General features: G+C 40.2%; 18 protein-coding genes and 1 pseudogene. 4 read left to right on the top strand and 15 right to left on the bottom strand.

Annotation, left to right across the window (positions count from 1 at the left end; translation table 11 throughout):
- Positions 1-208 (top strand): IS30 family transposase (locus ADS77_RS21660; RefSeq protein WP_152960609.1); only part of this gene is annotated, 208 nt, incomplete at its 5' end.
- A gap of 394 nt (positions 209-602) precedes the next feature.
- Here the strand turns inward: ADS77_RS21660 and ADS77_RS10810 are convergent.
- The 15 genes and pseudogenes from ADS77_RS10810 to ADS77_RS10725 form a co-directional block, all read right to left on the bottom strand.
- Positions 603-1091 (bottom strand): hypothetical protein, encoded by a 489-nt coding sequence (locus tag ADS77_RS10810; protein ID WP_054454387.1) that lies wholly within the window; start codon positions 1089-1091, stop codon positions 603-605.
- The gene (locus ADS77_RS10805) at positions 1081-1596 is read right to left on the bottom strand and encodes a hypothetical protein (RefSeq protein WP_054454385.1); all 516 of its coding nucleotides are present in this window, start codon (positions 1594-1596) and stop codon (positions 1081-1083) included. Before ADS77_RS10805 ends, ADS77_RS10810 begins: the two co-directional genes overlap by 11 nt.
- Positions 1597-1832: 236 nt before the next feature.
- Complete coding sequence (locus ADS77_RS10795; RefSeq protein ID WP_054205891.1) at positions 1833-2342, bottom strand: hypothetical protein; 510 nt, start codon at positions 2340-2342, stop codon at positions 1833-1835.
- Between the two features lie 647 nt (positions 2343-2989).
- On the bottom strand, positions 2990-3589 hold the full coding sequence (locus tag ADS77_RS10785) for a hypothetical protein (protein ID WP_054205889.1): 600 nt from the start codon (positions 3587-3589) through the stop codon (positions 2990-2992).
- 187 nt (positions 3590-3776) lie between these two features.
- Positions 3777-4301 carry a hypothetical protein gene (locus tag ADS77_RS10780; RefSeq protein ID WP_054454383.1) on the bottom strand — a complete coding sequence of 175 codons (525 nt, stop codon included), beginning with the start codon at positions 4299-4301 and terminating at the stop codon, positions 3777-3779.
- A gap of 451 nt (positions 4302-4752) precedes the next feature.
- Positions 4753-5727, bottom strand: coding sequence for a transposase (locus ADS77_RS10770; RefSeq protein ID WP_054205886.1), 975 nt, complete (start codon positions 5725-5727; stop codon positions 4753-4755).
- A gap of 96 nt (positions 5728-5823) precedes the next feature.
- Positions 5824-6621, bottom strand: coding sequence for a hypothetical protein (locus tag ADS77_RS10765; RefSeq protein ID WP_054205885.1), 798 nt, complete (start codon positions 6619-6621; stop codon positions 5824-5826).
- Positions 6622-7120: 499 nt separating this feature from the next.
- A pseudogene (locus tag ADS77_RS21655) lies at positions 7121-7351 on the bottom strand (hypothetical protein); the annotation flags it as partial.
- A 40-nt stretch (positions 7352-7391) separates the two neighbouring features.
- Positions 7392-8114, bottom strand: a complete 723-nt coding sequence (locus ADS77_RS10755) for a response regulator (RefSeq protein WP_054205883.1) — start codon at positions 8112-8114, stop codon at positions 7392-7394.
- 88 nt (positions 8115-8202) lie between these two features.
- Positions 8203-9825: a sensor histidine kinase gene (locus ADS77_RS10750; protein WP_054454393.1), complete on the bottom strand. Its 1623-nt coding sequence runs from the start codon at positions 9823-9825 to the stop codon at positions 8203-8205.
- A 17-nt stretch (positions 9826-9842) separates the two neighbouring features.
- Positions 9843-11387, bottom strand: a complete 1545-nt coding sequence (locus tag ADS77_RS10745) for a tripartite tricarboxylate transporter permease (RefSeq protein ID WP_054205882.1) — start codon at positions 11385-11387, stop codon at positions 9843-9845.
- Between the two features lie 3 nt (positions 11388-11390).
- Complete coding sequence (locus ADS77_RS10740; protein WP_054205881.1) at positions 11391-11861, bottom strand: tripartite tricarboxylate transporter TctB family protein; 471 nt, start codon at positions 11859-11861, stop codon at positions 11391-11393.
- Between the two features lie 11 nt (positions 11862-11872).
- On the bottom strand, positions 11873-12853 hold the full coding sequence (locus tag ADS77_RS10735) for a Bug family tripartite tricarboxylate transporter substrate binding protein (protein ID WP_054205880.1): 981 nt from the start codon (positions 12851-12853) through the stop codon (positions 11873-11875).
- A gap of 13 nt (positions 12854-12866) precedes the next feature.
- Positions 12867-14108 carry an OprO/OprP family phosphate-selective porin gene (locus ADS77_RS10730; RefSeq protein WP_054205879.1) on the bottom strand — a complete coding sequence of 414 codons (1242 nt, stop codon included), beginning with the start codon at positions 14106-14108 and terminating at the stop codon, positions 12867-12869.
- Positions 14109-14385: 277 nt separating this feature from the next.
- Complete coding sequence (locus tag ADS77_RS10725; protein WP_054205878.1) at positions 14386-16032, bottom strand: methyl-accepting chemotaxis protein; 1647 nt, start codon at positions 16030-16032, stop codon at positions 14386-14388.
- A 338-nt stretch (positions 16033-16370) separates the two neighbouring features.
- On the opposite strand from ADS77_RS10725, the gene ADS77_RS10720 reads away from it, so the two are divergent.
- The 3 genes from ADS77_RS10720 to ADS77_RS10710 are packed head-to-tail and all read left to right on the top strand — an operon-like array spanning position 16371 to position 20855.
- Entirely contained in the window at positions 16371-17648 is a 1278-nt protein-coding gene (locus ADS77_RS10720; RefSeq protein WP_054454376.1) for an efflux RND transporter periplasmic adaptor subunit, read from the top strand.
- A complete protein-coding gene (locus ADS77_RS10715) occupies positions 17645-18400 on the top strand; it encodes an ABC transporter ATP-binding protein (protein ID WP_054454372.1) in 756 nt (251 codons plus the stop codon). The genes ADS77_RS10720 and ADS77_RS10715 overlap by 4 nt, the downstream gene beginning before the upstream one ends.
- 1 nt (position 18401) lies before the next feature.
- Positions 18402-20855, top strand: a complete 2454-nt coding sequence (locus ADS77_RS10710) for an ABC transporter permease (protein WP_054454368.1) — start codon at positions 18402-18404, stop codon at positions 20853-20855.
- The last annotated feature ends 64 nt before the right edge of the window (positions 20856-20919 follow it).

The raw sequence follows: 20919 nt of genomic DNA, 5'->3' as shown, positions 1-20919 counted from the left end.
TTTTATTATTTATTTTGCTGATCCTTATTGTTCGTGGCAACGAGGAACAAATGAACATACAAACGGTCTGATCAGGCGTTATTTCCCAAAGAAAACTGATTTTTCAACTATAACTAATGAACAACTCCAAGAGGTTGTAATGAAAATTAATACTCGCCCAAGGAAAATACTAAATTATCAGACAGCTGAAGAAGTCTTTATTAATTAGTGATTTAAGGTTTGGTGCACTTGGAACCTGAATTCGGGTGTTTCTATTTGTCGCTCCTTCAAGCGACAAATATACTATAGTACGTAATCGACAACTGGCCTTACACGAATGTTTACAATCGATTTTCCTGACGCCCGGTTACAAGCAAATACTGTGTCACTTAAAAATAAAAACACGATAAAATTAATAGTTTTTTCATTATTTTCCTTAATTTTTTTAGAAGGAGACAGGTCAATAAAATGTAAGACCTGTTCCTGATATTTTGTAAAAGGCAAAATGCAAGACCCGCTTCACAACACCACTCATATCCCAGTACCTGAACAATCATGATAAAGTATTATGAAGCAAGTGATCTGACCCTATTCACTCTTTTTCCTATTTCTAAAAGCTTAATCTATGCTTCAAAACATCCATATTTAGATATAACCAGGCTGTTACTTGAAAACTTTCTGTACTCACTATTTATTTTCACAACTTCCATAAGCGAAACTATATACTCCTCTTCTGAAATGGTTAATTTATAAATTTTCTCTATTGGGATATCAATAATGAAGATTTCACCGGCTTTAATTTCAACTTCGAAAGGAGTTATTTTTTCATGATGTTTTAAAAAAATTTTCATGAATATAAGCAAGCTATTACCAGTGTTAATGGCTTGCTTATATTCATCGTATTTAAATAAAGCTAACCCACTGAAATCAGTATTGAATCTTATTTTTCTTGAATCTTTTAAATTGTTATTACTGTAGCCTACTAATAAATTAAATTCTTCATTTTCAAAGTTACAGCTTAAATTGACTTTAACATCGACTGCCCTACTTTTAGCACAAGATAAACATGTGAATATCATCAAAGTTACAATAGCTAGTTTTTTAATCAACATAATTTTTCCCCATCATACTATGTTCTAAAACATAAGGGTTGTGCCTCAAATGAGAAATAGCAGACACTCTTTCTCTCGGTGAAAACGATCTATGTGCTACAGAATTAAGAACCTTTATATCCTTAATCCTTGAGCCAAAACTGGTATCTCCATTATGCACATGACCATAATCAAAACTTGGTAAATGTGATACTTCATGAATAATTGTAGTTTGAGGAACATCACCATATCGAAGGTTACTCTTAAAGTAATTGTTAGAAAACCCGATTTGAGTAGAGCCAGCCTCAGCAAAGTCACTACCTCCAGTCTTATAATGATAGAAGTCATCTCTTCCCATAGAATTCATTTTAGAAACCATACCTTCTAGATCTTTAGAAAGACTCTCAGCAACTGAAGCAAATGCCTCCGCATCCATGTCCATACTCGCATTATAACCATAGTTATACGCAATTCGTTTGTAATCCGCAGAAGTTGGATCTTTGTAATAATTTAAGTTGACACCCATCTTAATTATTCACCGAAAGCAAACTTTAGGATGGGTGTCATCTTTGTTTCCCCCTTGCACCATGGGTTCTGCTTGTAAGAAGCGCCCAAGAATAGGGTCGTAAATACGCCCGCCCATGTTTTGGCATCACGGCGTGCACCAAACACATCAGAGTTCATGGTTTGCTCAAGCTTACCACTAGCATCAGCAATCAAGACCTGACCCTATTCACTTTTCTTCACCTCATTTTAATTCTATCAGTAGCAATTATCGCTTGAGGTCAAAAGCCTGTTGGACCTAAAGACTTTAAAGTCGAGCGGATAACTATTTATATAAGCAGAAAATGTTAGGTATAACACGTATTCGTCGCCTGATTTTAATTCAAATTCTTTATCATAAAAAATATCAAACTCTCGCTTTGAATATGGAGCAAGGACTAAACTCGATATAGGGTCATTATCTTCATAACTAGAAAACTTGTTCTTTCTAGCATATTCCCAACGTGTGTAATGCTCTGAATATGATTTCTTTTGAACAACTTTAATGGCATCCGACTCCCAAATACCGAACTTGTCATTTGCACCTTCTATATTTACATAGGTGCCAGTCATATTGTGAAACTTTAAAGTAGCAATGCCTTTAACCACTGAACAAGTCACATCAATATAGACCTTATTATACAAATCAACACTATGTTCAGCAGCCATGCTGGACATAGTGTGAGATGATAAAATAGCCCCCCCCAACAGTATTAATTTATCAATCACTTATAACCTCTTATTTTGAAGCACAAAATCAAGTGTATAAACATTTTTATATAGAGCAGCTCTATCTAACCTTTGACTGTCTAACGCCTGAGTGTCTGTATAAAAAGGGCGATACCGAGCATTATTAGCACGAATACTAATATCCTTTTTATTAAAATGGTAACCTCCATTCGGATGCTCCCCGCCAAATGAATGTGAAATCTCGTGTATAAGACCACTCACTGAACTACCATTTAAATAAGTTGTAGTCATTGATATCTGAATTTAAGTTGACACCCATCTTAATTATTCACCGAAAGCAAACTTTAGAATGGGTGTCATCTTTGTTTACAAAGCTATTTGAATTTTTACCTAGACCCGAATTTAAGTTGACACCCATCTTAATTATTCACCGAAAGCAAACTTTAGGATGGGTGTCATCTTTGTTTTTTCAATAGTAGATAGCTTTTCGTTCGAAACTGTTAAGATGTTCGTAAGACATTCTGAATTCCCTCGATAATGAGTTTGGTCGCACTTACTACATTAGCAAATATTTCAGAATGTCATATTTATAAGTAATTTAAGTTGACACCCATCTTAATTATTCACCGAAAGCAAACTTTAGGATGGGTGTCATCTTTGTTTCTCTATTCACCTCATTTCTGTTTTCACCGTTCTCCTAGCTCGGCGAAAACATCCTTATTCAGATAGTTAATTTGACTATCTTTCATCCGGAAAAGGTGCTCTTCCTGATTAAAGACGCTCTCTCTTTTACTAAAGATTTCATTAATTATCTTTACTGAGACAGGATGTGATTCATTTGTATATTTCAATACCTTAGAGTTTTCATCTCTATACTCAGTTACAGCACAAGAGCTATGAAATAGTTTAGACTCACTAGCTGGTTCAGTAGATAGAGCTCTTAACTTATCAAAAATCAATCGACCTTCTCCAACCTCTAAATTTTGAGACTTCCACCCTCCAAACTGAAAGAACTCATGCAACTCAAAGCGATTTTTCTTTTCAACAAGTAAATAATACATTAATGAATTTCCACCAGCTGTCTTAAATACAAAGTAAGAACCATCACTTATAATATTTGCACCTTTTTTTACTGGAGAGTTACTAAGCTCAAAAAATGAGTTTAAATTAGCCAACGTTAACCTGCACTTTTCTTTTTCTTTATAAGATTCAATAAAGAAAAAAGCTAAAAAAATAGCAATTAATATTGGTATAAATAAAATTTTAGTCAATTCTTGATTTCGCATCTTTATAACTATCCACAAAGCTATTTGAATTTTTACCTAGACCCGAATTTAAGTTGACACCCATCTTAATTATTCACCGAAAGCAAACTTTAGAATGGGTGTCATCTTTGTTTTTTCTTTTCCTTAATTCTTTAGAATGAGGCAGGTCTGCAAAATGCAAGGCCCGTCCCTATAAATAGCACTTAGTTTAATCATCAGGCAAGGTAAGTAAATCATCAACTATTCCAAACTTACTATGTAATGACCTTATTGTTGATTGGTTTCCATTAATGATGTAGCGAGTATACATATCAGCAGCATAAACAACATATTCAGTACCTTTTTCAAAATTCAATCTATCTCTTTTTATTAGCGTAGTGTAAATTTTGACTTCTAAAGGTTTAAATATTGCGTCTTCTTTGAGTTTTGTAAACTCCACATTTTGAAACAGTAATGGATTGTCAAACGGATTATTCGTTGCATATACATCTTTCGCCTTATAAAAATTAAAAGCATGCTCAGTAAAATGAGTTTCGTCAAAGTAATTTGAAATTACCTTAATTTCAAATGCGGTATTATTTTTTAAAACAACACCCGTATTACAATATACCAAATCGCAAATTGTATATATTTCAGCTGAAATGGGTCTAGCTGGCTTTTCAATCGAACTTGAAAAGCACACCTGTGAATTAACTATTAAACATAATAGAGCTAACATTTTATTTTTTGACATTCTATTTCCTTGAAGCACTAGAAACTGACCATTCAAACCTATACGCAGAATGTTTTAGCCAATTGCGGTTATAACTAGTAATTTCAGCTGGTGTTCTTAGTAAACGTGCTTGAGAAGATATCACACGTAAGCTATCTCTTGCAGTACGAGAAGAACTTATTGTATGCCTTGATATGGGTGCATTATTTCCAGTTCCATCCACACCATCGGCATTAGCAAAAACTTTATGCGCACCTTGAAAACTTAAGTTAACACCCATCGCAATCATTCATTGGAAGCAAAACAACAAACACATCGCTTGAAGTCATCAGTAAGTGAACATTTTCGACATAATCACGATCTAAACACGGTTTCACTGAATTTGGCTAAATTCAAAAATGCAGGAGTCTACATTGCGGGCACATACGCTTTTCCCTTGAAGAGCAATTTTAGTTTTAAATGAGTGTTAACACTACGCCAGTAGTTTTTCGCAGTTGCTGAGGTTGCTGCGTCGTTTTCTGTTTAAATTTTCGCAGTAACCTGCGTGTGATGACGGTCTACCCACTGCGCCATGAAATACGCGGGTAAAGTGTGTGGTGAGTTTTAACCAGTTTTCAGGGGAGATATTGATGCGCGCTAAAAGTGGTAAGTTCGCCTCTTCAATGTGGCCGCGTTTGTCTTCACGCAAGCATCGCCCTGTGAGCTCTACTAATTCTAAGTAAGACTTTAGCTCAAACGGTAATCCTTTGGGCATGTGCTGCCTGGGCATCCCTGCAAAGCGCAGGAGTTGTTTGGGTTGTTTGCCGTCCTTTGCACTTTCAATGCGTTTTTGTACACTGGTGTGGGCTGACTCTTCTGGGGTATTCGCCATTTTGGCTCTAATTGGGTTTAAATCGACATAGGCCATGCATGCAGCTATGGCGGCTTCATCTAATAATGCGTGTGATTTGAATCTTCCCTCCCAGAATCGGCCTGTACACCCGTCTTCTTTATTGGCTTTGCGGGCGATATCTTCGTTTAACTGTCGCATAAACCAACTAATACTGGTTAAGCGCTCGCGGTATTCGGTAATGGTTTTATCTAAAAAGAACCGCTCGGCGTCGCTAATTTTTTCACCCTGAATGTATTTATTGGTGAGCACGGTGCCCTTACAGAGTTTATGCCAACGGATAATAATGGCTTTATCATTAAGGCGCTCTGCTTTTTTATCATCAACATACAGCACTAAATGCGTGTGGTTACTCATTACCGCATAAGCGCAAACGTCAATACAAAATACCTTGGCTAGACTGAGCAGTTTGTCTTCAACCCACCCTCTGCGATGCTCAAATGACTTCCCTGTAAAACGGTCTTCACCGCACAAGAAAGCACGACGAACGCAACGTGAAATACAGTGATAATACTTTGTATCAACCAAACTTACTTGACGCTTTCTTGCAATTGCCATGTGACACCCTGATTATATTTTACACTAATTAAAAGTTAGTGAAAAATATAAAAAATACAAACTTTAGAATGGGTGTCACCTTTTCACCTTTGTTTTTTAATCTGTTGATTTAGGTGGTGGTACTTGCCTGCACTTCCCACTACTGTCGCAGTCTATAATTGTTACTGCGCCAACTCTAATACTTGTAGAAAACCCAAATCTTGAAAATGCACCAGATGCAGCCCCAATATTACTATGGTTGTTAAATTTGTATGTTCCAATATCACTTACTTTAAATGGTACGGTATTATTGTCACTATCTCTTGCTTCCAGAAGTTCTATAATAATTATTCCCCCATCTATCTTCATAGAAAAAAGTACCTTTCCTCCATTAGCAGTAGGTAACCAATATTTGTTTAACTCACCAGATAGAAAACCTAATTTTCTAGCTTTATCTTTTACTGCTTCGATTGTTATTGAACTAACCCAAAGTTGATCTTTAATATAGTCTGTTAAATTATTTTTATTTCTAGAATAATTTGGCAAATCCCAGACGTTATTAATGACATCTGGGGGGGCTATGCTTGAAGATGTATTATTTCCTAATTCATTAAGGGCATCACTAACTTCTTGAAATATTTTTTTATCCGTTTCCGAGGTTTTAACTCTAATAATTTCACGATGACTCACATACCCGTGCTCTTGATCCCATTCTGTGTAGTTTTCATAAGTTTCAATTTTTGATTGTGTAAAATCTAATACATTTATTGTTTGTCCGTGCTCACCCCAGCCTACATTTCCAGCTCGTATCTTCATATCATTGGAATTACAACCATGACAAGTCGTTGCTATTTTATCTCCAGCAAACACTGATTGAGAAAAGAAAAGCAAGATCATGAATATTTTTTTTAACATATTTAATTTCCTTATTTGCCCATTTATTAAAAACACTTCCCTAAGAAGATAGGCATAAATCAAAAAAAAGCGTATTGAACAGCACCTTTTTTTTTGGGGGGGGGGGGTTATAACCCCCCCCCAAAACGGCGTATATTATACAGCTCAAATATTACACTAAACAACCATACTGTAACCATATTGTAACCATACTGCAATGTTAAATTCACAAGAAAAAGCCAACTATTTTTATTCGTTTAAACAGCTTAGCGATAGATTACTTTTCAATAAAACGTGCACGAAGGTCTTCGCCAGTAAACTATAAACTAGACAGCCACTTTAATAGCACCAACACAGCTGCTCCTTTAAATTTACTTTTTAGGTTATGAGTTTATCTTTTACTGCTGCGTTACTTTCATTTCACCCATTAAATGAGTTATTTGTACTCTTAAGCTTAAATTACACGCATGAAAATGACTGCATAGTTGCAGTTTTAACTTTTTACTGGGGACTTTTAACTTTATGCCAGCAACTTTTCGCAGTTACCTATATTTGCTCGCCGTTTTCTGTGTAGATTTTCACAGTAACTTTCTTATGAAGATGCCCTGCCTACTACGCCATGAAATACGCGCGTAAATTGCGTGGTCAATTTTAACCAGTTTTCTGGGGAAATATTGACTCTTTCTAGTAAAGGTAAATGTGTGCTTTCAATATACCCACGTTTACCTTCTCGTATACAACGTCCAGCAAGCAAAGCGCCAGAGATTAACCTAAGCCGCTTTGCCACATCACTAACCCATTTTATAGCAACGTTCAGGCCGACCAATACTGCCATAGCTTTGGTCGGCGCTGACTTGTTCAGCCTCTAGTAAATATTCAAGATAACGCCTTGCTGTAGAGCGACTCACTCCCACTAAATCGCCCATTTGCTGGGCAGTAAATGGTGTTTTTTGATTATTTTTAAATGCATCCATAATCTTTTTCAGCGTAAGCTGATCAACCCCTTTAGGGAGCCTTACCACCGCTTTACTTTGCTCATTTGAGCCAAATAACGTATCCACCATAGATTGCGTGACTTCGTCTGCGTCTGATAAGCAACGTTGACGCGCTTCAAAACGCGCCAATGCTTGATCAAGGCGATTGAGCATCAGCGGCTTAACTAAAAAGTCACAGGCACCAAGCTGCATGGCCTTTTCAAGAGTTTCGACTTCTTTGGCTGCAGTAAGCAACATAACATCACTTTTTATTGCACGTCGGCGTAAGTCACTTAATAACTCAAGGCCATTGCCATCTGGTAAATGAATATCGAGTAGAATAAGGTCTGGCTCTATCGCATGCAACAAGGCCGTTGCCGTGCTTAGGTTTGCAGCAATACCCACAACCTGATACTGGCCTTGACGCTGGCTTTGCCTTGCAGCTTGATTACCCGCCACACCATTTGGTAGCAATAAGTATTGCGCCAAAAGTTGTGCGACTTCTATTTCATCTTCGATGATAACTACTGAATATGTCATTGTTTATTACTCATTTTTAGCATTGCTAATGTGCCGCATTTCGTTTTATTATTATTTGCTTTACCACGGCTTGTTACCCTAAATTACGTTATTTAGGAATATAAACGCTTAGTCGTGCGCCTTTTAAATCTGATTCACCAATTTCTAAACTCCCTCCACAGGAGTCCAAATTGGTCTTTACTAAATATAAACCAATACCGTGTTCTGCCCCGGCTTTAGAGCTGTATTGTGGCGTAAATATCACTTCGTGATCATCGCCAACACCAAAACCACTGTCTTCTACATCGAATAACAGCGTTTTACTGGTTTCATCAACGGTCACTCTTACATACGGTGTGCGTTCGTTACTTGCTCTAATTGCCGCATCAATGGCGTTATCGATCAAATTACCCAGTATTGATACCACTCGTTCGAGCATCTCGGTACGGGCTATTGCACCGAGTAGACTATCTGGGTTTAATTCCAACGTAACATTGAGTTCGCGCGCTTTGTGGTATTTACCCACCAACAAACCTGCGAGCACGGGGTCTTGAATATGCTCTAACAAATGGTGTATTTGTGCTTGCGAGCCTTGACTTTCTTGGCCGATCAGCTCAATTGCCTCATCGCTCTTTCCCATTTGGATCAGTGCGCCAATTAAATTTAATTTGTTTGAATAGTCGTGTGTTTGTACACGTAAAAGCTCTGCAAACGCTTGTACCTTAGTCAATTGCTGACTTAAATACTCCAGCTCATCGGCAGGACGCAATGTTAATAATATGCCATCTGCCTGACCTTGTACTTGCAATGAAAACCGCGACAATACTAAGCGTTTATCCGCTGCAAACAGTTCAAAACCAACCATTTTACGACGTTGATTACGCAGCAAGAACTCAGCATGCTCAGGGAGTAAGTCACTTAGCATTAAATCTTGATTTATACAGGCGGTAGGTTTGTCTAAAATCTCGCAAGCTCTTTGGGTTAATTTGCGCACTCGACCATCGGGGTCTAGAGCTATGACACCGCTGCGCATGGTGTTTAAAATGGCATCTTGCTCTGAGAATAACCGCGCAATTTCGTCAGGTTGTAAACCAAATATGGCATTTCTAACGCGCCGCCCAATAAGCACCGCCGCTATAATGCTCAAAATAACCAGTAAAACTCCCCAAATCATCACCTCTACAATGCGTTCTTGAATCAAAGGTTCAATCGATTGCACCAAGAAACCAACCGACACCAACCCGATAATATCCCCCTGCGCATCATACACAGGCACCTTGCCACGAATTGACTCTCCCAAACTCCCTTTAGCAATGGAGATATAACGCTCTCCCTGCAAGGCCGCTTGGCTATCACCACCAACCATGCGCTTACCGAGTTTATTGCTATCTGGGTGAACAACTCGATGGGCATTTTTATCGCCTATAACAATAAAATCTGCGCCAGTGAGCTGGCGCAGATTTTCGATCTCTTGATTGATAGCGGTTAATTTTTGCGGATTATTTAATGCTTGAACAACATTGTTGCTCGCAGCAATACTGGTCGCCACCGCAAGGGCTTTATCACCTATGTGGTCGTTTAAGCTTTGCGCGGTAATCTGATACACCAATCCACCAAACATCAATGCTTGAAGTACGCATAACCCGGTTACCCAAATAATTAATCGCGTTTCTAAGCGCTTGGGCTTTTTAACCATGCTTTGCAATGGATTTAGTTTTTTGGTGTATTTCATCATTACCTCAGCCTACCTCACGATGCATGCTCTGATTTTACTTTAAGCGCGGCTTTATCTGCACGACGCTGGGTTATAAAGTCTTTTAATGGGAATAACAACACTAATATTGAAATAACAAAAATACTCAATGTCAGCGGGCGCTCCCACAAAAAGCTTAACGAGCCGTCAGAAATCATCATAGAGCGGCGGAAATTACGCTCAATCATGTCACCTAAAATAAAGCCTAGTAGTAATGGTGCCATTGGGAAAGCCAGTAACCGCAAGACTAAAGCGACAATAGCAAAGCCCACCATCATAAATAAATCAAAAGTATTAAAGGAGACGAGATACACGCCAATTAAGCTAAAGAACAAAATCATCACAGTCAAAACAGACTTTGGCATTGCCAGTACCTTTGCAAAATACGGGATTAACGGCAAGTTCAAAATAAGTAGCACAATATTGCCAAAGTACATGCTTACAATCACCGCCCAAAACACGCTAGGGTTTTCTTGCATTAACATAGGGCCCGGTTGAATACCGTAGGCAATTAATGCACCGAGCATAATCGCAGTTGTACCTGAACCTGGGATGCCTAATGTCAGTAATGGTACAAATGATCCCGTACATGCTGCATTATTGGCAGACTCTGGCGCTGCTAAACCGCGCAATGACCCTTTACCAAATTTCTCTTTTAGGCCTTTAGGCGCTAAGTTTCGCTCAGTTGCATAAGCCATAAAGCTGGCAATCGTTGCTCCTGCGCCCGGTAATACACCTACAATAAAACCAAGAATAGACGAGCGACCAATAACAGGGGCTATATCTTTAATTTCTTCTTTAGTTAATTTGGTGGAGCCTATTTGTGGTGTGTCTGAATCATTAATGCCCTTAACGTCTTTTTTCTCCGGACGTGTAACATTAATAAGTGCTTCAGCCAGAGCAAAAGTTGCCATAGCCACCAATAAAAAACTAATACCATCAAGTAAATCAGCTTGGCCTAAAGTAAAACGCTCAGTACCTGAGGACGGATCAATACCGACTGTTGCCAACATAAGACCAAATACGGTCATCATCATGGCTTTTAAAAATTGCCCTTTATTTGAAAATGCTGCGATTGCTGTTAAACCTAAAAACATCAGCACGACATAATCGGGAGATTGAAAGCTCAGCGACACTTTTGCCAACAGCGGCGCGGCCACCATTAATAATATTGCGCCAATTGTGCCACCAATAAAGGAGGAATAGGCAGCAATTGCCAATGCTTTACCAGCGTGGCCTTGCTTTGCAAGTGGGTAGCCATCAAAGGAAGACGCTACGGTCCCAGCAACCCCTGGTGCATTTATTAAAATAGACGAGGTTGAACCGCCAAATATTGCGCCGTAATACACACCAGCCATTAAAATCATACCCGAATCAGCACCAATGCTGTAAGTAATGGGGATCATCAATGCAATAGCGGTAATAGGGCCCAAGCCCGGCAACATGCCGATAAAAGTACCAACAAAACACCCTATGATCACATAAAGTAAGTTGTTCCAGTCGAGTACGGTCGACAAGCCCAGCATAATTCCATCAAACATAACTTAACTCCACAGGTTGCCAGGAACCAAATAAATGCCCAGCACTTGGGTCATTAAAAACCAAAACACCACAGCAACAGGAATTGAGGCCAGTAATAAAACTGCTTTACGGCGCTCGCCCATCACAAAAAAGCCTATTAACAAAAATGCACTGGTTGAGAGTAAAAAACCAATTGGCTCTAGCATAGCGCTGTATAACACCATTAAAATTAGCAATGCCACTGTGCGCAGTACATTCGATTTTTCAAGTGTTTGCTGCTCATCACTTGGTTGCTCTTTTGGCTTTAGCAAGGTTGCTGCTATCGACAGTAAACACACAATAATACCAAATGCCGCATACACCTTAGGTAAGGTGGCTGAGGTCACTGTTTCATACTCTTCAAATGGGAGTAACGGAATTTGCCATGCAATAATGGCGTATAGGGTAAATAGCGCCAAGAATAAACTTGGCCCTAGTAATTCGCGGTTCAACATTGGCGCCTCGATTAACGTAATGTGCGAATAAAACCAAGCTCTTCCATCACGACTTTGAGCTGTGCTTCTTGTGCTTCGAGTGACTTAATGAATTGATCTTTTTCTTGAAACAGGTTTAACCAACCATTACGCGCACGGACCACTTCCCACTCAGGTGTTGTTTGTAGCTTACGTAATTTTTCAGTGTATTCTGCCAGTTTGTCGGCTGGTAAATCGGGAGCTGCAAAAAAGCCACGCCAATTCACAAATTCCATGTCATAACCTAGTGATTTAAGTGTTGGGATTTCAGGGTAATCAGGTAGTGCATCCCCTGAGGTCACAGCTAAAATACGTGCTTGACCGCCATTAGCCACTTCTAACGCTTCGCTTAGACCCGTTGAAAGCAAGTTAACTTCGCCAGATAGTAAACCAGCTTTTGCTTTACCGCCTGCATCATAAGGAATATAACGTAACCTGCGCCCATCAAGGCCTGCGGCTTTAACCGCTTGCGCTGCAACTAAGTGATCCATGCTGCCACGCGCCGAACCACCGGCTACTTTTACCGAGCTTGGGTCTTTTTTCATTGAGGCGATCACATCTTGCCACGTTTTAAATGGCGAATCATTACGTACAACAAATGCACCATAATCGGCGATCATGCTGGCAACAGGCGTTAGATCGCGATAGCTATACGGAATTTTACCCGTTAATGCACGCAACACGATAGGTGTTGAGTTAACCATTAAAATATCGCCCTTTTTAGTCCCTGACTCAATCAAATATGCGATTGCACGGCCACCACCGCCACCCGACATATTTTGAAAAGAGGCATTATCTTCAATACCTGCTTTTACTAAGCCTTCGCCTACACCACGTGCTGTTGTATCCCAACCGCCGCCAGGACCACCGGGTACTAAAAAGTGAATATCGGCCAGTGCAAATGGACTGCTTAATATGAGCGATGCTGCAAGCACCGTCGTTTTAACTGATTTAAATGATTTGAATAAATTCATGTTCCGCTACCTCTTAAAATAAGTACTGCATACGTGCGCTAAAGCCCATACCCGAATCTTCATCACCTACAAGCGCGATTGTTCCTGGGCCTTCTACATCGCTGTAAATAAGGTTACCCATAAATTTAATGTCGCTGCTAATGTAGTAAGAAGTGCCTAATGTGTAAGTTGTTACTTCAGTGCCTTGCGTACTGCTTGTTGCGTCCATTTGCGATACACGAGCAACAAGTTCCCATGCGTCTTTAACGCCTTTAGGCTGTACAAATAACGCAGAACCCGCTTTGTACTGGCGCTGCTCGCCCCCTAAAAAGTAACTGGCTGATACATGAAAACCATCAAAGCGCTCACCATCAAGGGCGTCGGCGCTATTTACGGCATCAAGTGAACGACTGGCGTATTCCGCCTCAAGAGTGAGTGAGTCAGCTTGAAAAGCAAACTCAAGACCTGTTTGCGATAAACTATCTAATGCGACAGCATCACCACCAACAGCGTAATCCACCAAGCGCACATTGGTTTCGCGAATTTCACCACGGGCAAAACGCGCCCCTAATTCATTACCACCCATATCACGATATGAATGCCACGCACCTAGGTGAATAACATCGCCCGGCGACGCGCTCGACCACGTTAAACGCCCTGTTGCGGCAAGTGTTAAGTTATCATCTTCATCATGGCCTGATGCACCAAATGCATCGTTTTTATACACACCAACGGCATAACGCACGCCACTGTCTTTAAAATATTGATAAGCCGATACACCCCAACGGAAAAACGGTGAGAAAGTATTTGCTAAGGTACTACGCTCAATCGTGTTGATATGCTTAGAACTCGTTAACGCATTAAGCGACATATCTTCACGGATTTTACCCACCTTCACTTTTAGGCCGTTATCGAATGCATAACGCACACGCGCCATCACGATTTCAGCTGTGCCCTCGCCAAACTCAAGCAATAATTTGTGATCCCAATTACCGTGCTCACTTTCCACGTACGTACGAATACGGCGCGGGAAAAAATCACTGCCAGCATCACCGTCATTATTTGCGTTATATGCACCATTAAAGTAATTGTAATCAAGCTGAACGCGGCCACCAAACTCAAGGTCAAATGCTTTATTGCCTTTCATTGAGTCGACTTCTTTTTGTAGCTCATCCAATTGCTGCTGTAGTTTTTGTGTATCGTTGTCGGCCAACACAGAGGTACTTGCTAACGCTGCTGCAACAGCTAACGCCAGTTGTGTATTACTTGCTTTCATTGTTTTACTCCACACCAATTATTTTAGTTTTGTTGTCATTAAGATGAGCTACTGCACACTGCCATCTAACTTCGAGCATAGTGTTAACGTGAGATTAACGAAATGTTTAGAAGTTAAGCTGCATTGATCTGTTTAAAATACATTTAGCGCATAAAAACCACGCACAATATGCACAAAAAGAACGAGCAATAACTCATTGATAGTCATCTATTATTTAACGGGGATTAGCTAATTTAAGCAGATTAAGGGGCAGCATATACTCAAGCCCCTTCATTACTTATACTTTGAAGTTGCTTACTAAGTTGTCTAGCTGTTGACACTGCTGCGCCAATGCTTGGCATGCACGTTCAGCATGATCTACTTTTTCGAGCATATTACCGCTTGATGTAGCGATGCGCTGCACATTGATATTCACGTCTTCACTCACTTGGCTTTGCTGCGTCGCCGCTGTAGCTATTTGCATGTTCATATCATTAATGATGGTGACGGCATCATTAATGCGCTGCACCGATTGCGCCGCCCCGCGAGAGTGCTCAATAGTTTGCTGCCCGCTTTTAGTGCTCGCTTGCATTGCACTAACGGCCTGATTAGTCCCTTGCTGAAGCTTTTCAATCATGGCATTAATTTCACCAGTGCTGTCTTGTGTACGACTCGCTAACGAGCGCACTTCATCAGCAACCACAGCAAAACCACGTCCTTGCTCACCGGCTCTAGCGGCTTCAATGGCTGCATTTAACGCGAGTAAATTTGTTTGATCGGCAATCCCGCGAATAACATCAAGCACAGTGGCAATGTTCATCACATCTTGCTCTAGGGTGTTTATTACATCACTTGATGCTGAAATGTCGGTTACAAGTTGATTAATTAACGAGATAGTTTCTTCGATAGTCGCTTTTGCCACGTTTGCATCGTTATTTGCGTTACTTGTAGCGCTAGCTGCATCGTTAGCATTATGGCTAACATTATCGCTGGTGGTACTCATTTCATTAACCGCCGCAGCCACCTGCTCACTTTCAACTTGCTGATTACTGGCTTCGTTTAGCACACTGGCTGTAATAGTACGTAAGTTTGCCGTTTCAGTGCGTACCTGCTCAGCCGAACCAACAACTGCAAGTACCGTGTTATGAATTTTACTTATAAAAGTATTAAATGAACGCGCTAATGAACCCATTTCATCTTGCGATTCAATATTTAAACGCTGGGTTAAATCACCTTGCCCGCAAGCTATGTTTTCAAGTGCGAGTTGCATTTGCTTTAATGGCGCTAAAATAACGCCTGATAACAACCACGTAGCAGCAATCGATAATACAAAACTTAATAACATGCCAAATTGCAGTGCATAACTTGCCGAGGTTTGTTGCTCGTCAATCTCAATGAGTGAATTTGAAAGTTTAGCGTCTATTTCATCACGCATGGTAGTAACGTTTTTGCGAATGCGGCCAAGCACCGTTTCCATATCTTGTTTATGTTCAGCTAAATAACTTGCTGCTAAAGCATGATCACTAAATAACCCTTGATAATAACGAGACCAAATAACTACATCGGCTTTTATATTATCGATTCGCTGTGCATTTATCGCATCGATGTAACCTGAATCAACCAACTTTAATGGACTTGAAAGACGAGCATCTACACGCGCTATATTGCTTCTATACTCGTCTTGCTGAATTAAATAGTTTTGCTTATCACCTTGGCCTAACACCATGCTTAAGCCAGCGGTTTTTACTTGGAATAGATCGCGATAACCATCTTCTAGATCATCAAGTACAGTGCGCACTTCTAAACTTATAAAGCTATTAAGACGTGCCTGCTCTTTAAATGTATAAAGAACATACCCTGACAACACAGAAAATATAACTAGGGCAACAACCACAGGAATAGCAAATTTAACCCTAAAGCTAAGGTTATTTATTAATTGACTCATTTTTGATCACTTATTGATTTACAGGCAGAAGGAAATACGAGGACAGCAATAAAAAATAACGTTATGTACCTGAAAAGACAAATAAATTAAATGAACAAAAAGCCCAAAAAGAACAAAACAACAGCCATTTTGGAAAGATTAATTTTGAGGGCTGAATAAGGCCGCGACCACATCAATATTTAAAAATCACTTTACTCCCATTTTTAAATTCATATTCCCATCGATGGGAAAACCCATGCATCCATAAATATTTAATTTATTTATTTTCAATAAGTTAACCTTTGGCATAAAACTGGCTTTATCTGGTTAATTATTTTTGATAACGAATAACACATACCATGGATATAGACAGCACCTTAGCGCGAAGTAATAAACCAACGTCGCGTAAAAAGCTCATTATTGGTTTATTGATTATTGGCTGCGGATTAATTGCTTTTGCTTTACAGCAGTGGCTTGCTCCTCATTCATTAGCGGCCAGTCAGCTGCAAATTACCAGCGTAACCCAAGCTGACTTTGTGGTAAAAATTCGTGGGTTTGGCCGCTTAAAATCAAAGCACCAGCGTTACTTAACCAATACTGATACCGCCATGGTCGAAGCAATTCATGTTTACCCTGGCACGCGAGTTAGTAAAGACACGGTTATTTTAAGCCTCGTAAATCCACTTCAAGCGCAGCGTTTATCAGTCGCACGGTTAGAGTTAGCGAGGCAAAAAGCCAGCGTTAACGAACAAATAATCAATCAAAAAAGTCAACTGCTAGAGCGCCAAGCAAACCTGACTATTTTAAAAAGCGATCTTGAAAGTGCCCAACTGCGTGCAGAGGCCGAAAGTAAATTGATCGAGCAAGGTATTGTCTCTAGCCTTGATTACAAACGCAGTTTATTAACCGTTAAACAGCTAGAGCAACGTGTAGATATTGAAAAACAGCGCTTAACCCAATTAGCCGATATGCACCATGAACGCAGCAAAATTCAGCAAGAACTATTGAGCCAATTTGAACTAAATTACCAAGTACAACAACAAGCTTTTAATGATTTACAAATAACCGCAGGGATTGATGGCATGCTGCAAGCACTTAATGTAGAGCTTGGTCAAAATCTCACGCCGGGCACACGGCTTGCCGTCGTTGGCTCTGATACAGCCCTTAAGGCTGAATTGAGTATTCAACAAAGTGAAGCTGAAAAAATAGCGTTAAATATGCCCGCTAAAGTAAATACATTTAGCGCAGGTGAAAGTAGCGAAGTGTTGGCTAAAGTCACTCGTATTGACCCTATCGTCAGTGACGGCCGTGTAATGATTGAGCTTGATTTAACAGGTACGCTGCCAGCTAACGCTCGCCCCGACTTAAGTATTGAAGGCTATGTAATAAGTCACATCATACCGAACGCTCTGACCATTAATTTACCCATAAAAGCACAAGCAAATAGCAATGCCATGCTTTTTAAGCTCAACCCGACCACTCATTTAGCCCACCCAACTAAAATTGAATTTGGTACACTCAGTGATAACAAAATTCAACTTTTAAGCGGCGCAAAAGTGGGTGAACAGCTGATCATTTCAGATCTCTCTAAATGGCAGCATTTGGCAACTATAAAAATAGAACAGGAAAGTTTATGAACGCAAATACGCTTATCTCATTAAAAAATATCGCCAAGGTTTACCGCAGCCAAAGTGTTGAAACCTACGCTTTAAAGAATATTGACCTTGCTATAACGCAAGGCGATTACATCTGCATTAGTGGTCCATCAGGGTGTGGTAAATCAACGCTACTGTCTTTACTTGGCTTACTCGACAGCCCTACCGAAGGGCAATATTTAATTAAAAGCGTCGATACTAAAACCCTTGATATGGACCAACAAGCAGAGCTACGTAATTTACACATTGGCTTTATTTTTCAGTCTTTTAATTTAATAGATGAACTCTCGGTGTTTGATAACGTGGCGCTTCCGCTTACTTATCGAGAACCAGCTATGAGCCAAGCCGATATTCAAAGTGCGGTAAAGCATGCGCTTGATGAAGTTGAAATGGGGCATCGTGCTCAGCATAAACCAAACCAGCTATCTGGTGGGCAACAACAACGTATTGCCATTGCCCGCGCCCTTGCCGGTAAACCCAGTATTTTATTGGTCGATGAGCCAACTGGTAACCTCGATTCTAAAAATGGTGATGCAGTGATGGACTTACTTGATGCGCTAAACCAAAAAGGCACCACCATTTGTATGGTAACCCATGATTTACGTTACGCAGGACGTGCAAAAACTCAGCTAAAATTACTCGATGGCGAAATTATCTCGTATTCGCAGGCGCGCCAAGATGCACACACTGAAAATACCAGCGCTGTACCCGCTAATACTGCCGAGGTAATTTAACATGAGCCGTTTAACTAAAACACGTAGTCAACTGCGCTTGGCGTGGGCATCACTGATGAACGCACCGGGGTTTGTTACCGCCGTTGTTGCCACCTTGGCGCTCACTCTCGCAACGTTATTTGTAGTGCTAAGCCTGGTTAATAGTTACTTTTTAAAACCCCTTGATGTGTTTGACGAAACCCGCATGGTGGTGGTTGAGCAAAGCCTAACCTATGACGACTATGATGCGGTTGGCTTTCAAAGTTACCAGTCAATTGTGCACTGGCTTAAAAACAACCAAAGCTTTGAACAAGCTTTTATGATGAATGCCGCTGAAAATGTTTTTTTATACTTAGACGGCCAACCAAAAAAGGATGTGCTGTATGTGGGTGGTGAATATTTTGAGCTCCTACATACTCCTTTTTTACTCGGACATGGCTTTAAAAAGGGCGGAACTTTAGAGGAAGCTGATAATAGCGCGGTCATTTCAGAGAAGTTCTGGAAAGAACATTTTAATAGTGACCCTGATGTAATTGGTAAGTCCTTAAAAACAGCCAGTGAGATTGAAGGTGATGGGCATATAATAACGGGGGTTGTAGCGGCTAATTTCAGCCCACCCTACATGATTAAAGCGGGCTCTGTTGATGTGTGGTATCCAACCAGTTCTGACCGTCGATTTTTCCATAATGATGACTGGCAAAGCCCGTGGACCAACACCTTTAGAAACTTAAAACTGATTGCAGTATTAAAACCTAGCGTCACTAACGAGCAAGTAAAAACCGACTTAAAAGCTCAAATTGATACGATTAAATCCCAGTGGCTTAATAATGGCGGTATAACTGATGTAAAGCCCGTTGTTACACCGTATCGCGAAGTTGAACTTGGTAATAATGATCAACTTAGTTTAATGATGCTTGCAGGTGCAGTAGGGCTATTGATCATCGCTGTACTGAACGTCAGTACCTTATTTTTCTCGCGCGCATTAGCACAACATAAAACCTTAGCATTACAAGCTGTACTCGGCGCAAAACGTAAAACTTTATTTAGCAGCATTTTACTGCAATCACTCATTTTAATGAGCATATCGGTCAGTATTGCTTTGTTTTTATCTATTTGGGGTATTCGGTTATTTAAAGTACTTGCAGAAGGACGTTTACCATTAGTAAACAGCTTGGCTGTTGACCTTAATTTGGTGCTGATTGCGGTAGTTATGTGCATTGCTCTCGCATATATATTTTCGATGATTACCGCACGTTTAGTTAACTACAAAACCTTAAATAACCAAATGCAAAACAGTGGCAAAGGCGGCGTGTCGCAAGTATCTGGGCGTACTGTGCGTATACTAATTGGCACACAAATGTTTGTGGCCGCTTTATTAGTTAGCTTTTCAATTATGATTGTTAGCAAAGCACTCGACACCATTAATCGCCCACTGGGTAGCGACACTCAAAACCTGTACTTTGCACAGTTATTTCAAACCAATAACAATGCAACACTGGCTGAGCGCTACGAGCAAATCAAGCAGTATCAAAAAGTATTACAAAATAGTGAGGGCATTAAAGATGTTGCTATTGGGCAAAGCCCGGTATCCGCAAGGCAAAATGCCAATACCTTGACCGATGTTGAAGGTAAAAGCTCAATCTTCTTTCCAAGCCAGTGGGTCGGGCCTGATTACTTTGATTTAGTGGGCACAAAAATACTCGCTGGGCGTACTTTTAGTGAGCAAGCAATGCGCGGTGAAACTAACGAGCTATTGGTATCTATCAGTGTCGCTAAATGGCTATTACCCGATCAAGAGTACACAAATGTTATCGGTAAAAGCTACAAAGGCCTTGAAGATAAAATGTTTGAAATTGTCGGCATAACGGAGGATTTTAACCATCCTAAATATTATGATGAATCATTTGGGCGGCATATGTGGTGGCCGGCACAGCCTTGGAGCTATATGTTTGTTATTGAAACAGAGCAAGGTGTTGAGCTTACCAGTAAGCAAGTTTTAAGTTTATTAAGAAAAGCCAATAGTCACCTAACGTTATGGCAATTTAGAGACTTACAACAAGAGTACGATGATTTATTGTATATGAGCCACCTAACCGTTGCACTATGTAGTACCTTGGCATTATTTACTCTATTATTAGCAGCAATAGGCATCTTTGGCGTGTTGAGCTATAACTTAGGCCTGCGCCGTTATGAGTTTGGTATTCGCATGGCGCTCGGCGCTAAAAAGATACGCTTATTTAAACTCATGAGTAAAGAAGCTGTTATTCCCGTACTCATTGGCTTTATTCTGGCCATAGCAACCGTATTGGCGGGTTACTTTATGCTACAAGAACAGCTAATATCGTGGTTAATTATGGACGTGCGACTACAATTAATAGCATGGACAATTACCTTGATTATTGCCATGTTTGCCTGCTTTAGACCACTATTGCTGTTAATTAAAGCCAAACCTATGGCCGCGCTTCGTAACGACTAAGCGAATATTGTTTACCCACCAAGCAAAAGCAAAGCAATTTGCTTTTGCTTGAAACAAGAAGAAC

Source organism: Pseudoalteromonas porphyrae (assembly GCF_001298125.1).
Classification (GTDB): Bacteria; Pseudomonadota; Gammaproteobacteria; order Enterobacterales; family Alteromonadaceae; genus Pseudoalteromonas; species Pseudoalteromonas neustonica.
Note: the sequence above shows the minus strand (reverse complement) of the source record. Positions and strands in the feature narration are given on the sequence as shown.